Raw genomic sequence first — 13,131 nt, 5'->3', positions numbered from 1 at the left:
CGGCGCGCCCTGACCAATCCGATGGGAGAAACACATGGCGACGATTAGTGGTGCAGGTATGTTGTCCGGACTGCCGGTGGACAGTCTCGTCTCGTCCCTGATGGGTGTCGAGCGCCAGCCGCTGGCGAACATGCAGTCGAAACAGGCCAGCTTCAGTTCCAAGCTGTCCGCTTTCGGTACGCTGAAAAGTGCCGTGTCGGCCTTCCAGACCGCCGTCAAGAACGTCTCGGGCGACGCCCTGGCGGCCCTGACCGCCACCTCGAGCAAGAGCGAGACCGTGGGCGTGAGCGTGGCCAAGGGCAGCGGCGCCAGCGCCGGCAGCTATGCCATCGAAGTAAGCAAGCTGGCGCAAAGCGACAAGCTGGTGTCGAGCGGCGTGGCCGCCAACACCACCTTCACCGCCGCCGGCAGCGCGATGGAAATCAGCATTGGCGGCAAGACCACCAAGCTGGACCTGGCCGACGGTAACCTGGCCAGCCTGTCTTCCGCCATCAACAAGGCCAATGCCGGCGTCACCGCGACCATCCTCAACGACGGCACCAGCGACCGCCTCGTCATTACCGGCAACAACACCGGCAAGGACAACGGCGTCACCATCAAGGCCAGCGGCAGCCTGGCCGCCTTCGATACCACCGCCGGCAGCATGACGCTGTCGCAGAAGGCGCAGAACGCGGAAATGACGATCGACAGCGTCTCCGTCTCGAAGGCTTCGAACACCGTCACCGACGCGATCAAGGGCGTGACCCTGAACCTGGCGCAGACCAATGTCGGCAGCCCGGTAAAGATCAGCCTGGCAAAAGACACCACCAATGTCACCAAGGACATCAACGCTTTCGTCGATGCCTACAACACCCTGGCCACGGCGGTGAACAAGCAGACGGCCTACAACGCCACCACCAAGACCGGGGCCGTGCTCAATGGCGACGCCGGCGCGCGTTCCATCCTCACCAATATCCGTGCCGAGCTCGGCAAGGGCGCGAGCGGCGCCGGCGGCCTGGCGACCCTGTCCGACATCGGCATCGCCTTCCAGCGCGACGGCACCCTGAAAATGGAAAAGCCGGACAAGCTGAAAGCTGCCCTGGAGACCAATTTCACCGGCGTCTCGACCCTGTTCTCGGGCACCGACGGCGTGGCCACGCGCCTGAGCAAGGTCACCGAGGACATGCTGGGCTCGAAAGGCCTGTTCAAGAACCGCACCGACGGCCTGAACGCCAGCATCGAGAGCATCAACAAGAGCGCCGACCGGATGGAACTGCAACTGGCACAGACCGAAAAGCGCTACCGCGCCCAGTTCACCTCGCTCGACACGATGATGACGAACATGCAGAACATGAACAGCTACCTGACCCAGCAGCTGGCGGCGCTGGCGGCCAATTCCGGTTATTGACCGGTGCGCGGCTGCGGCTGCGCAGAAACGGCAGGACAAAAAAATGCCCGCGCTTGCGGGCATTTTCGTTTGGCCGGCTACCTGGGCCGTATCAGCTCGCTACCTCGACCCGGTTCTTGCCGGTCTGCTTGGCCTTGTACATGGCACGGTCGACGCGCGCCATCAGGCTGGACAGGTCCTCGTTCGGCAGGCGCAGCGCGACGCCGGCCGAGAAGGTGATCAGGAGCTTCTCGTTGTCGTGCATGAAGAAATGCCGGGTCAGCTCGCGCTGCAGCCGCACCATCGTCTGCACGGCCGCCTCGACCGCGGTCTCGGGCAGCATGATCAGGAATTCCTCGCCGCCGAAACGGGCCACCACGTCGATCGAGCGCAAGGTCGCCTTGGCCACCTTGGCCAGGTGACGCAGCGCGTTGTCGCCGGCCAGGTGGCCATAGGTATCGTTCAGGCGCTTGAAGTTGTCGAGGTCGAGCAGGGCGGCGCACAGGGGCGTGCCGCGGCGGTCGGCGCGCGCGCTTTCGCGCTCGAACACGTCGTCCAGGCCGCGCCGGTTCAGGGTGCCGGTCAGCTGGTCCTCGCGCACCAGTTCGCTCATCTGCTGCAGCTTCGCCTCCAGCTCCTTGATGCGGCTTTCGGCTTCCTGCACTTCGCGGTGGGCGGCCAGCATGCGGTCGCGCGAGGCCAGCGCCTCGGCTTGGGCCTGCTTGGTGTCGCGCAGCACCTCGTCGAGCACCGTGTTCAATTCATTGATGTCGCCGGCATGGCGGATGCGGTCGGAGAAGCCGCCCAGCTTGTCGTGGAATTCGCCGGTCGAGGCCGCCACCGAACCGAGCCGGTCGATGAAGGTCATCATCATGTTCTTGACGGTGGCCTTCATGTCCGACAGGTTGTGCTTGAGCTGGCCCTGCTTGTAGATCACGTCCTTCAGGCTGCGCGTCGCGTCTTCCAGCGTGCGGCTGTCGATCGGGCCGGAAATCAGTTCCTGCACGGCGTCGATCTGGCCGCGCATCCAGCTGTCGTCATCGAGCAGTTCGCTGACGTTCTCCAGCAGCAGCTTGAACAGGCGCAGCAGCAACTCCTGCTGCTCGGCGCTGTCGCCGCTGTGCAGTTCCACCTGGAAGCACAGTTCCTTCAGGCGGCTGGCGATTTCCTGCAGCGCCGCTTCGCTGTGCGCGACCTTGACCGCCTGGCCCAGCGACTCCGCTTCGCCGGCCAGTTTCGGGTTGGTGCCCAGCAGCGAGGCCAGGGCGAACGCGAGGGTACGGCTGAGCAGCTCGCGCAACAGGCGCGTGTCGTTGCTTTCCATGCCATAGGTGACGCCGGGCGGAATGCCGCGCCGCAGGTGCTTTTCCACCAGCTGCGACAGCGCCTTGGCGTAGGCATCCCAGTCGCGCGCTTTCACCGCGCGGTTCAGGCGGCGGCCGTAGTCGGCCAGCTCGCCCGGGGTTTCGGTCAACTGCGTGGCGAATTCGCCCAGTACTTCCTCGGCGGCAGGACCGACCGCTGCCGGGACAGCGGGCACCGGCGCAGGTTTCGGAATCCCCGCGATCTCGTTATAGATGTCGCGATAGGCGTCCGGCGTGGGCGCGATGCGGCGCGTCGCCAGGCGGCGGAAGGCTTCCCGGGCGATATCGACCGGGTTGGAAGTGGACGGATTGCTAGGATTGGACATGATGCAGCGTAAAGTTGTTTTCTGTTTATCGCAATGATAAGCAGATTTTCCTGGCCGAATCGCACGAACAGAGGGAGGAAAGCGGCGTACTTACGGCCATGGCTGCTCTGCGGTGTAGAGAGCCTGACAAGGCCTTCAGGCCAGGGCGCAGCGTCGCAGACAGTACGAGTGTACGGCAGGACGCTGCAACGCAGGCATGAAGGGCTTGTCAGGCTCGTTCATTCGACCAGTTGATTGCGGATTGCATAATGCGTCAGTTCCGCGCTGGTCTTCAGGCCCATCTTCGCCAGCAGGCGCGTGCGGTACTCGCTGACGGTTTTCACCGAGAGCGAGAGTTCGCGTGCGATCTCGCTGACGGTCTTGCCCGAGGCGATCATCGTCAGCGTCTGGAATTCGCGGTCCGACAGGCTGTCGTGCACCGGTGCCTCGTGGTCGCTGCCGACCTGCTCGGCCAGCGCCTGGGCCAGGGTGGCGCTGACGTATTTCTGGCCGCCGGCCACCTGCCGGATCGCGGTGACGAGTTCGCGCGGCGCGCTCTGCTTGGTGAGATAACCGGCGGCCCCCGCCTTCAATGCGCGGATCGCGTACTGGTCCTCGCGGTGCATGGACAGCATCAGCACGGCCAGTTCCGGGCGTTCCTGCTTGATCTGCTTGAGCACGTCGATGCCGTTCCGGTCCGGCATCGAGATGTCGAGCAACATCACATGGCAGCGCGACTTGCGGAACAGCTTGATGGCATCGACGCCATTCTCGGCTTCGCCGGCGACGACGATGTCGCGCTGTTCGGCGAGGATCTGTTTCAGGCCTTCGCGTACGATCGCGTGGTCGTCGGCAATGAATACGCGGATGGTGGCTTTGTCGGTCATTCTACGGTGGGCTCGCTTCGCTTGGCCGGCGCCGGGGCCAGCCTGATCTTGATGGTCACCATCGTGCCACCTCCGGGCGCCGCCGACAAGGCCAACGTGCCGCCCAGCGCACGGGCGCGCTCGCTCATGCCGCGCAGGCCGAAGGAGGCCGGTTTCAGGCGGTCGGCCGGGAGAATGCCGCGGCCGTTGTCGCAGATCGAAAGCGTCAGGTGCTGGCGCTGGCGTCTCAGGGTGACGGTGACGCGGGTGGCGCCCGCGTGCTTGGCGACATTCGTCAGCGCTTCCCCGGAAGATGCGGAAGAGGGCGGCGGCATGGTCCGGGTCGAGGTCGATCTCGCGCTCGGCACTGCGGAAGATGCAGGCGATGCCGCTGCCCTTCTCGAACTCGCGTGCCTGCCATTCGAGCGCGGCGACGATGCCCAGGTCGAGCGTGGACGGGCGCAGGTCGAGCGAGATGCGGTGCACGGCCTCGATCGTGCGGTCGACCAGGTCGTCGAGGTAGGCGGCCTTTTCCAGCAATTGCGGCTGCTCGGGCGGCAGGCGGCTGCTCAGCATCGACAGCGCCATCTTGATGGCGGTGAGGTTGCCGCCAAGGTCGTCATGGATTTCGCGTGCGATGCGCGTGCGCTCCTGTTCCTTGACCTGTTCGATGTGGTCGGTCAGCTCGGCCAGGCGCGCGCGCGAGCGCAGCACGTCCTGCTGCTCGGTCTTGCTGTCGGTGATGTTGGTCATGATGCCGTCCCACTGGACGGCGCCCCCGGGCGCGGCGTGGGGCGTGGCGCGCAGGTTGATCCACTTGACGTCTTTCCGGGCGTCGATCCAGATCCGGCCTTCCCAGTTCCAGCTAGACAAGCTGATCTTCGAGACCGCCATCGCTTCCAGGTAGCCCTTGCGGTCCTCCGGCAGCAGCAGGCGCAGGAACAGGTCCGGGTCGGCCTGCAGTTGCGCGGGCTGCACGCCCAGCAGCGGCGCGCAGCCCTCGCTCAGGTAGGGGAAGGCATGGGTGCCATCGGCGCCCAGCACGAACTGGTAGACCAGGCCGGGCGTGTGGTTGACGATCGCATCGAAGCGCTTCTGGTAGGCGGCCAGGACCGCCGACACGGCTTCGTCCTGCGACAGGTCGTCGCCGATCGCCAGCAGCAGCGAGCGGCCCTCGCGCTGGGTGCGCAGGAAGGTCAGCCGGGCCGGATAGCTGCTGCCGTCGGCGCGGCGCAGGCGCACCGGCAGGCAGCGCCCCTCGCCGATATCGTCTTTCAATCCTGCAGCCAGCGTCGCCAGGCCGCCGTCGCCGACCTCCGGATGAGATCGGTCGCTGGCAGGCCGCGCAAGGCAGCGCCGTCGTAGCCGAGGTTCTGGCGCGCGCTGGCGTTGACGTCGACCGGGGACAGCGTGGCGGCATCGATCAGGTAGATTTCGGCAGGGGCGATTCGCATCGGGCCCGGTATCAGTGGCTCGGTCGTGCTCATGGTCGTTCGCTCCCGGCCGGTTTGCGCCGGCGCCGCCAGAGCGCGACGAAACGGCGCAGGGCGCGCGCGCTGCGCGTGGCATGGCGGCTGCCGAAGGGGACGGACGGGCGCAGCTTGCGGCGCAACTGGCGCAGCGCATGGCGCAGGTTCGATACCGAGCGGCGTACCTGGCGGTACGCGCCGCTGGCACGCAGGCGGGCGATGAGCTGGTCCTTGAACATGATGAAGCGATTGTGCCACCGCGCGAACCAGGCCAGCGCCAGCAAGGACGGCAGCGTCAGCACGTAGATGCGCGCGACGACCACCGCGCCGCCCAGCTTGGCGGCGACGAACACCATCACGCCCCAGGCCGGGTGCCCGTGCGCGATGGCCAGCAGCGCCAGCAGCTTCACCGGAAACAGCAGCAGCCCGGGCAGCACGAATATCAGCAGGGCCCAGTAGGGCGGCAGGGCGCGCACCGCGTTCTCGAGCGCGCGCAGCGGCGGCCAGGCGGAAAGCGCCCCGCCGAAGCGGCTGCCCGCTTCCCACAGCCATTGCTCGGCCAGCAGCAGCAGCGCCACCAGGTAGAGCAGGGGCGCCAGCAGCCGGCTGCGCGGCGAGGGCGGGCTTGTCAGTCTGGGACTTGTCATTCTGCGCATGATACGGCATCCACGGCGGCCATTCTTAGGAGAGGCTGAGTCCGGCGGCGACGCTCCGCTACCGTTTCCCGGGGTGCGCCAACTGGGGCTACAATGGACGGATGAACAAGGTGGACGAATGAACAAGGCCTTTGTAAAAGAATCCGATAACGACGACGATGACGAAGCCGTCGCGCTGGCGCAGGCGATCCCCGCCGGTGCCAAGAACTACATCACCCCGGCCGGCTACAAGGCCATCAAGGACGAATTGCTGCAGCTGATCGACGTCGACCGCCCGGAAGTCGTGCGCGTGGTGCACTGGGCCGCCTCGAACGGCGACCGCTCGGAAAACGGCGACTATATCTACGGCAAGCGCCGCCTGCGCGAGATCGACCGCCGCATCCGCTTCCTCACCAAGCGCCTGGATTCGGCCTTCGTCGTCGACCCGAGCGTCCATTACGGTAACGACCAGGTCTTCTTCGGCGCCACCGTCACCTATGTCAACAAGGCAGGCGACGAGCACACCGTCACCATCGTCGGCGTCGACGAGTTCGACCCGCTCAAGGGCAAGATCAGCTGGGTCTCGCCGGTGGCGCGGGCGTTGACCAAGGCGCGCGAAGGCGATGTCATCACGCTGCAGACCCCGCAGGGAAACGAGGAACTCGAGATCGTGTCCGTGGAATATCCGGAGCCGGTCGCCGACTAGGACGGTCTGGCGGCGCCTGGCGCGCCTGACGAAACCTCCCGCATTGCCGCCGTCCCCTGTCGGCACCACGACATCGGTGCCATGCGCACAGAGGTCGTCTCGCAAGTGACCGCGTCCGTTCCACTTCCCATCCACACGAGCATGTGCCGGTCTGGACACGGCAGCTGGCCGTGTCCAGACCGCGTCCCGCTTGTGCGGCTTTTGACAATACACAAAATGTGCATGATACTGAACGTGGTGGAATCGTTTCCATTTAATCGCGATGGGAAATGACATCGGCCGGGATCGAGTGCCGCCTGTAAGTAAATCCTAACTATAAATTCGGAGACTTTACACATGAAGATAAGGACGATCCACGTCTGTCTGGCCTCACTCCTGCTCGCGCCGCTGCTGTCGGCCGGCGCTGCGGACTGCACCTTGCAGGCCGAAAATTACACGACCGCGTTCGACACCACCGCCGGCAACACCGGCAACGTCTACCGCGCCGACAACGTCGATATCGAAGCGACGAGCGATGCCGGCGGCGGATTCGATGTGGGCTGGACAGCCAACGGCGAATGGCTGGCGCACAACAATGTCACTTTCCCGACCTCCGGCGCCTACACCATCGCCTACCGGGTTGCCGCTCCCGCGGCAGGAGGCCAGATTTCCGCCGACCTGAATGGCGGTTCGATCCCGCTGGGGTCCACCCTGGTGCCTGCGACCGGCGGCTGGCAGAACTGGACGACCGTGCAGCGCACCATCAACGTCAATGCCGGTACCTATAACCTCGGCACTTTCATCAGCAGCGCGGGCTTTAACCTGAACTGGATCCGGATCACTGGCGCAAGCTGCGGCACGCCGCCGCCAAGCAACTGGACGCTGGTCTGGTCGGACGAGTTCAACGGCACCGCGCTGGACACCTCGAAGTGGAACATCGAGGTCAATGGCAATGGCGGCGGCAACAACGAATTGCAGTACTACACCGCCCGTCCGGAAAACATCCGCGTCACCGGTGGCGAACTCGTGATCGAAGCGCGCAAGGAAGCCTATGGGGGCAAGGGGTACACCTCGGGCCGCATCACCACCCAGAACAAGGCCAGCTGGCAATACGGCCGGATGGAAGCGCGCATGAAAATCCCGACCGGGAAAGGGACCTGGCCGGCCTTCTGGATGCTGGGTAATTCCATCAGCAGCATCGGCTGGCCCGCCAGCGGTGAAATCGACATCATGGAGCACGTCAATTCCGAAGCGTTTGTTCACGGCACGATCCACTGGTCGGATCAGAACAATGCCTACGCCAATTATGGCGGCCCATCAGGCGGCCTGGACTTCTCGCAGTACCACGTGTATGCGGTGGAATGGGATGCGTCGACCATCCGCTGGTATGTGGATGGCAACAAGTTCCACGAAGTGAATATCGCTGGCGGCATCAACGGCACCTCGGAGTTCCACGCGCCATACTTCCTCCTGTTTAACCTGGCCGTCGGCGGCAACTGGCCTGGCAGCCCGGATGCATCGACCGTCTTCCCGAACAGGATGCAGGTCGATTACGTGCGGGTCTACCGCAGGTAAGGCGGATCGCGCATTTCCTCGAACCTGCACGCTTCAAAGCGCCCCGAGAGGGGCGCTGCTGTGTTCGGGCAGACACGCAATCCCGCTGCACGGGCAAGCTCCGGAGCAGCGGCATCAACAAGAGGCGGCAAGCTGTCCGACAATGTCACACGGTTCGCCAGGCACGCGCGCAACGCTGGCTAAGAGCCTATCCCGGTAGTCCGGGGAAAGCTGGTGGCGATGCATGGCAAGCGCGGGCAAGGCGCGAGGAGGCCGCATGGCTGGCCATGCAACGACGAGCAACGCAGCACGCGTTTGTCAGGCGCGCCAGCAGCGACTCCGGACTACCGGGATAGGCTCTAAGTACTCGACCGAAAATAAATGGGAATTTTGGCAAACAGAACTGGATGCGGTGCAAGGCGGCGAGCGCGCCGCAGTGCGAGCACTGCCCCGCAAGCGGACGCGAGCCGACGCAGCAACGCGCCGGTTCTGGAAGCCAAAAACACATTTATTTTTGGGTGAGTACTTAGAATGAGACGGCCTCGCCACGGGCGAGCAACAGCTTGCGCTCCTGGTCGAGGGCTGCGTCGATGTGCTCCTCGTCTCCATCCCAAACGAACTGGAATGGCTTTTCCGGCGTCGAGCTCTGCACGAGCTTGATCAGTACCCTGGCGCCTGGTCTGGCCTGTTTTGCGCGCAGAATCCTGCGGCCGGCGCTCCAGACCGAGCAGCTCCGGGTATTGACCCTGACTTCAAAGGTCTCGCGTGGCTTGTCGTCAAAATATTCCAGGAAGTCGTCGAGATCGGGCGACGCTGGGTCTGCGCTTGCAGGCGCCTCGACCGGTACAGCGGGGACGGCGGCAACGACCTCGCGCGGCGCGCCTTTCCACCTGCCGTTCAGGCCAATACCGTCGTCCGCATTGCAGCCGTATTGCTCGATGTAATGCGATTCCACCTTGAAGATGTCGACGGTATCAAGAACATTGCAGAGGTAAATAAGGGAAATCGCATGCTCTGCCTTTACCGCGTCGGCAAGCGCGTAGTGGACGCGGCGGTAATTCTTTCCCTTCCTGTAGGGCAGCCCCTGGCGCAGTTTGTCCACATTGCGCGGGTAATGCTGGGTAGGGCGTCGATCGCCGCCGTTGGCCTTGCCGATATAGCGGCCGATCAGCTGGCCCAGCAAGTCGTGTATCTCCCACATGTAGATCAGCGGGGCCTTGACGTCGACATGTCCGGCAAACACGCTATAGCGCATCTTCATTGTTGTCTTCATTTCATCGTAGCGTGCTCGGTGTTGGCTTCCGGCCGGGCCCGGTCCTGCAGGCGCGCGTCGATCGCCTGCAGCAGCGCGGCCAGCGGGGCGTTCAGGTTGTCGAACCGGTTCGGATTGAGCATGGGCTGCACGACTAGCGTCATGTCTTTCTTCGCCGTCACGGCATAGGCGAACGGCGCCATCACGAGGCCGTGGCCGATTGCCGGAATCGTCAAGGCCTTGCCGCGCCTGCCGCCGGCCAGGGGCACCTCCACCCCTTCGGTTCCGGACTGAACGGCCGCCACCAGCGGGGCAGGCATGGCGGCCACCGCCCGCCTGGCCTCGGCCACCTGCTTGCCGACGGTGGCCTCGACGCTGGCCGGGCCCAGCGTGCCGCTGCTGCACAGCGCCACGACGATGTCGCCGGAAGCGCCCTCGTCCATGACGACGAAGGACCTGACCCAGGGGCATCCGGGGAGGGTCCTGCTGTCGTCGATCTCGCTCCCGACACCTTCGACGCGCTCGTGCTTGAAGTGCTCGGCGATGAGCTTGGGGTCGATCCGCTCCAGCGGGTTGGCTGCGGCGGCATGGGCGGGATCCCAGCCGTGGAAACAGGACAGGGACAGGGCAAAGATCGCGGCGACCGAGGCGGGCTTGCGCATCATGTTGTTCTTTCTTCTGATAGTGTTTCTTCGTACCGGTTCAAGGCCGGGCCGCCGGGCGTACGGTCGTCACCAGCACCGGCAGCGACCAGGCGCCACCGACCACCAGCGGCATGCACTGGCCCGTCGTGCCTTGACTGGCATGGACGAAGCGGCGGCCGTTCCACACCCATTTCTCAATCTCCGCGCAGTCGCCAAGGCTATCCAGTTTGTGGGATGCGCTGATCGCACCGTCTGCATAGCCGCTGGCGTGCGGCGTCACCATCCGGGGCGCGTACGGTGCTTTGGCGTTGACGACCCAGTACCCTTCGCCTTCGTTATACGCCGTGACCCAGCACACTGTGGAAACCAGCAGTTTCGTGGCCGACAGCCGGTGCACGGTCATCTCGCCCGGGGGCTGTCCCTGCTCGAGCGTCGAACACTCCTTCGTCGATGCCGCCAGCGCGCTACGCAGCGACGCGCGCTCCGATGCCGGCAGCGAAATCGGCCCGCCAGGCGGCACCGCGGCGGCCTGGATGACAGGCACCGGCAAAGGCGGCAGGACTGTGTTCTCGTCCCGCGTTCCCTTGCGCATGACGGAGCCTGGTGTGCCTAGCCGGCCCTGGAACTCATCCATCTTCAGCAGGACGGCGGCAGCGCCCGCATCGGACAGCTTCCAGCTGCGCCGTCCGTCCGACCAGGCGATCTGGCTGTTCCTGGTCAAGGCAAGGACCAGGAGGATGGTCTGCTGCTGCGGCAGCGGAAAGGTGCCTGTTCGATGATCGAGGACGACGGTGCCGGATGGCTTGCCATCGATCCTCAATGTCAGGGACAGCTCGCGCGCCCAGTTCACCATCGTCTCTTCGTCGAGCTGGACCTCTCCCTGGATCGGCGTGTGCGGACCGGCTTCCCGTGTCAGCAGCACCGAGACCGGCAAGGGCGCGCGACCCGATGCATTGTCCTCGTCGCTGCCGACCTCGTCGTAATACCCGGCCGCGCGGCATGTGCGCGTGTTGTCGCAGGCGAGGTCCCAGGCCAGGTGGGTGAACTGCATGCTGGCGGGCCGCGCGGCGTGTGCGCAGGAAAGGCCGGCGAGCACGAGCAGGGCAAAAGACAGGGTCGATGTTTTCAGATGCATCTGTTCCAAGGGTGGCGGAGGCGCCGAAACGGCAAGGGAAGGGCAAAACGCACGAAACCAGGCGCCATTGTGCCGCAAAGCGGTGCCCCAAAGTCCATCGATTGTCACACAGCGGCACAGCCGGGGCGAAATCGGCCCGGACTGGTAAGATGGCGTTTTGCCGCGTGCCTTCGCGCCGCCCTGGCCCATCATGAACCGTTCCAATGACACCGCACGCGAGTCCGACGTCCTGGCCGCGCTGCGGCGGGCCACGTCCTCGCGCCACGAGCGCCTCGACAGCGGCTTGCCGCTTTCCGCGCTAGACGCCACGCTTGCCGACTACGCCCATCACCTGCAGCTGCTGCGCGCCTGGCTGCTGCCGCTGGCTGCCGCCTGGCCAGGTCGTGACGACGGTCCCCGGGGCGAAAGCATCTCACCGGCACCGCACCTGGCCCTGATCGAGGCCGACCTTGCCGATCCGGCGCTCGCCTCCTGTCCCGCCGCCGCGTTCGCCCCAAGCCTGGCCTGGCCGGAGGAGGCCAGCCCCGCCTACCGCTGGGGCGCGGCCTACGTCGTCGAAGGCTCGCAGCTCGGCGGCGCTGTGCTCTACAAGCGGCTGGCGGCCCAGCTGGCCCCGCATCCGCTGCGCTACCTGCACGGCGCGGGCGAGAGCGGGCCCGGTCCGCGCTGGCGCGCCTTCATGGCCGGCTTGCGAGGGGCGTGCAGACGCCGCACGAGGTCGCCGACGCCTGCCGCGGCGCCTGCGATGCCTTCGACCGCATCCCGGCGCTGGCATTCGACGGCCACTGAGCCGCCGAGCCGCTCTGGCGCCTCGGTCCCCCGCCGGGTGAACGGGCCACGTGGCGCGGCGCCCACATATCTTTCCCGTTAGAACATTTCCTTCTTGTAATAATGCAATTATCAGATATACCATCATGTGTACTGACAGCACATGGGGAATCCTTACGTCAATCCCCTGCGGATTTGTCTTACATTTAGCTGGTCCTGCTAACGATCCTGGCACCCGAGGTCGCGCAGAAGGCATGTCGACCCCTAAGCGTGCATGAGGCCCGATCCGACGTGTATGAAACGTAACGCGCGGTTTGTTCGCAAATCTACAGCTAATTTCTTGCGAGAAAACAAGATTCTAATTCATAATGGATCTGTGGAAATAATCGAATCCGGTCATAAACAAATGGCCTGGCGATCCCGATTTTTCCCATTTGTGGCGCTCTGAACAAGAGACGCCCTTTCCGGATCATATTCTATTAAAACAATGAAAACTGCTTCCTTTCTGATTGTCCTGTCCGCCGCTTTGCTCACCGGCTGCGCCTCCGTTAACATGGCACCTAAAGAAGAGTCTGCTAAAGCAAAACAATTCAATCCACCTGCAGCCAACAAAGCCGGAGTCTACGTTTATCGCAATAGTTTCGTCGGCAAGGCGCTCAAGAAAGACATTTGGATTGATGGTAAGTGCGTCGGCGAAAGTGCGCCAGACGTGTTCTTCTATACCGAAGTCGAAGGCGGCAAAACCCACAAGATTGACACCGAATCGGAATTCTCGCCGAATACGCTGGAGCTGATGTTTGAAGCCGGGAAAAATTACTTCGTCCGCCAATACATCAAGATGGGTGTATTCGTGGGTGGCGCCCGCTTAGAGCAAGTCCCGGAAGAGCAGGGCAAGCGTGAGGTTGCTCAGCTGGAAATGGCCCAGGTGGGTAGCTGCAGCGCCGGCAAATAACAGCCGTACCTGGCAAGACGCCGCTTGCCGGGATATGTACTGCGAGGGCTGGGCTAATTTGGTCCAGCCTTTCTTATTTTGCCGACACGCACTTGCTGTCGTCTATTTTCAAGCGCTTGGGTTCGTTTGCTGCAGC

Annotated in this window: 13 protein-coding genes and 1 pseudogene; 5 read left to right on the top strand and 9 right to left on the bottom strand. The window is 64.3% G+C overall.

Translation table 11 applies throughout. From position 1 onward, the window contains the following. Positions 1-34 precede the first annotated feature (34 nt). Positions 35-1,387, top strand: a complete 1,353-nt coding sequence (gene fliD, locus G4G31_RS22585; RefSeq protein WP_182989475.1) for a flagellar filament capping protein FliD — start codon at positions 35-37, stop codon at positions 1,385-1,387. Positions 1,388-1,478: 91 nt separating this feature from the next. Here fliD and G4G31_RS22580 read toward each other — a convergent pair whose 3' ends face one another. The 6 genes and pseudogenes from G4G31_RS22580 to G4G31_RS22565 all read right to left on the bottom strand — a co-directional run bounded on the left by G4G31_RS22580 (position 1,479) and on the right by G4G31_RS22565 (position 6,017). Further along, entirely contained in the window at positions 1,479-3,056 is a 1,578-nt protein-coding gene (locus tag G4G31_RS22580) for a GGDEF domain-containing protein (RefSeq protein WP_182989474.1), read from the bottom strand. Between the two features lie 218 nt (positions 3,057-3,274). Next, positions 3,275-3,922: a response regulator transcription factor gene (locus tag G4G31_RS22575; RefSeq protein WP_182989473.1), complete on the bottom strand. Its 648-nt coding sequence runs from the start codon at positions 3,920-3,922 to the stop codon at positions 3,275-3,277. Beyond that, positions 3,919-4,236, bottom strand: coding sequence for an ATP-binding protein (locus G4G31_RS27180; RefSeq protein ID WP_229425662.1), 318 nt, complete (start codon positions 4,234-4,236; stop codon positions 3,919-3,921). Before G4G31_RS27180 ends, G4G31_RS22575 begins: the two co-directional genes overlap by 4 nt. Positions 4,237-4,408: 172 nt before the next feature. Further along, positions 4,409-4,654 (bottom strand): annotated as a pseudogene (locus tag G4G31_RS27175) (histidine kinase); the annotation flags it as partial. Positions 4,655-5,175: 521 nt separating this feature from the next. Further along, positions 5,176-5,355, bottom strand: coding sequence for a hypothetical protein (locus G4G31_RS27170; protein ID WP_229425200.1), 180 nt, complete (start codon positions 5,353-5,355; stop codon positions 5,176-5,178). Positions 5,356-5,384: 29 nt separating this feature from the next. After that, the gene (locus tag G4G31_RS22565) at positions 5,385-6,017 is read right to left on the bottom strand and encodes a hypothetical protein (protein ID WP_182989472.1); all 633 of its coding nucleotides are present in this window, start codon (positions 6,015-6,017) and stop codon (positions 5,385-5,387) included. 127 nt (positions 6,018-6,144) lie between these two features. On the opposite strand from G4G31_RS22565, the gene greB reads away from it, so the two are divergent. Then, positions 6,145-6,711 (top strand): transcription elongation factor GreB, encoded by a 567-nt coding sequence (greB, locus tag G4G31_RS22560; RefSeq protein ID WP_182989471.1) that lies wholly within the window; start codon positions 6,145-6,147, stop codon positions 6,709-6,711. 336 nt (positions 6,712-7,047) lie between these two features. Next, the gene (locus G4G31_RS22555; RefSeq protein WP_182989470.1) at positions 7,048-8,265 is read left to right on the top strand and encodes a carbohydrate-binding protein; all 1,218 of its coding nucleotides are present in this window, start codon (positions 7,048-7,050) and stop codon (positions 8,263-8,265) included. Between the two features lie 505 nt (positions 8,266-8,770). Here the strand turns inward: G4G31_RS22555 and G4G31_RS22550 are convergent. From G4G31_RS22550 to G4G31_RS22540, 3 genes are read right to left on the bottom strand one after another with little or no spacing between them, the layout of a single operon-like run. Next, a complete protein-coding gene (locus tag G4G31_RS22550) occupies positions 8,771-9,505 on the bottom strand; it encodes a hypothetical protein (protein WP_182989469.1) in 735 nt (244 codons plus the stop codon). A gap of 8 nt (positions 9,506-9,513) precedes the next feature. Beyond that, positions 9,514-10,161 (bottom strand): hypothetical protein, encoded by a 648-nt coding sequence (locus G4G31_RS22545; protein WP_182989468.1) that lies wholly within the window; start codon positions 10,159-10,161, stop codon positions 9,514-9,516. Between the two features lie 37 nt (positions 10,162-10,198). Continuing rightward, entirely contained in the window at positions 10,199-11,467 is a 1,269-nt protein-coding gene (locus tag G4G31_RS22540; protein ID WP_202033677.1) for a DUF1176 domain-containing protein, read from the bottom strand. On the opposite strand from G4G31_RS22540, the gene G4G31_RS22535 reads away from it, so the two are divergent. Both G4G31_RS22535 and G4G31_RS22530 read left to right on the top strand, forming a co-directional pair. Next, positions 11,466-12,146, top strand: a complete 681-nt coding sequence (locus tag G4G31_RS22535; protein ID WP_229425199.1) for a biliverdin-producing heme oxygenase — start codon at positions 11,466-11,468, stop codon at positions 12,144-12,146. The genes G4G31_RS22540 and G4G31_RS22535 overlap by 2 nt on opposite strands. A 384-nt stretch (positions 12,147-12,530) precedes the next feature. Next, complete coding sequence (locus G4G31_RS22530) at positions 12,531-12,995, top strand: DUF2846 domain-containing protein (RefSeq protein ID WP_182989467.1); 465 nt, start codon at positions 12,531-12,533, stop codon at positions 12,993-12,995. Positions 12,996-13,131 lie beyond the last annotated feature (136 nt).

The sequence above is a fragment of the Massilia sp. Se16.2.3 genome (genome assembly GCF_014171595.1).
GTDB lineage: Bacteria > Pseudomonadota > Gammaproteobacteria > Burkholderiales > Burkholderiaceae_D > Telluria.
Note: the sequence above shows the minus strand (reverse complement) of the source record. Positions and strands in the feature narration are given on the sequence as shown.

Coding starts and splice junctions, on each gene's coding strand:
- fliD (WP_182989475.1), top strand. CDS start 35: ATGGCGACGATTAGTGGTGCAGGTATGTTGTCCGGACTGCCGGTGGAC.
- G4G31_RS22580 (WP_182989474.1), bottom strand. CDS start 3,056: ATGTCCAATCCTAGCAATCCGTCCACTTCCAACCCGGTCGATATCGCC.
- G4G31_RS22575 (WP_182989473.1), bottom strand. CDS start 3,922: ATGACCGACAAAGCCACCATCCGCGTATTCATTGCCGACGACCACGCG.
- G4G31_RS27180 (WP_229425662.1), bottom strand. CDS start 4,236: ATGCCGCCGCCCTCTTCCGCATCTTCCGGGGAAGCGCTGACGAATGTC.
- G4G31_RS27170 (WP_229425200.1), bottom strand. CDS start 5,355: ATGCGAATCGCCCCTGCCGAAATCTACCTGATCGATGCCGCCACGCTG.
- G4G31_RS22565 (WP_182989472.1), bottom strand. CDS start 6,017: ATGACAAGTCCCAGACTGACAAGCCCGCCCTCGCCGCGCAGCCGGCTG.
- greB (WP_182989471.1), top strand. CDS start 6,145: ATGAACAAGGCCTTTGTAAAAGAATCCGATAACGACGACGATGACGAA.
- G4G31_RS22555 (WP_182989470.1), top strand. CDS start 7,048: ATGAAGATAAGGACGATCCACGTCTGTCTGGCCTCACTCCTGCTCGCG.
- G4G31_RS22550 (WP_182989469.1), bottom strand. CDS start 9,505: ATGAAGATGCGCTATAGCGTGTTTGCCGGACATGTCGACGTCAAGGCC.
- G4G31_RS22545 (WP_182989468.1), bottom strand. CDS start 10,161: ATGATGCGCAAGCCCGCCTCGGTCGCCGCGATCTTTGCCCTGTCCCTG.
- G4G31_RS22535 (WP_229425199.1), top strand. CDS start 11,466: ATGAACCGTTCCAATGACACCGCACGCGAGTCCGACGTCCTGGCCGCG.
- G4G31_RS22540 (WP_202033677.1), bottom strand. CDS start 11,467: ATGATGGGCCAGGGCGGCGCGAAGGCACGCGGCAAAACGCCATCTTAC.
- G4G31_RS22530 (WP_182989467.1), top strand. CDS start 12,531: ATGAAAACTGCTTCCTTTCTGATTGTCCTGTCCGCCGCTTTGCTCACC.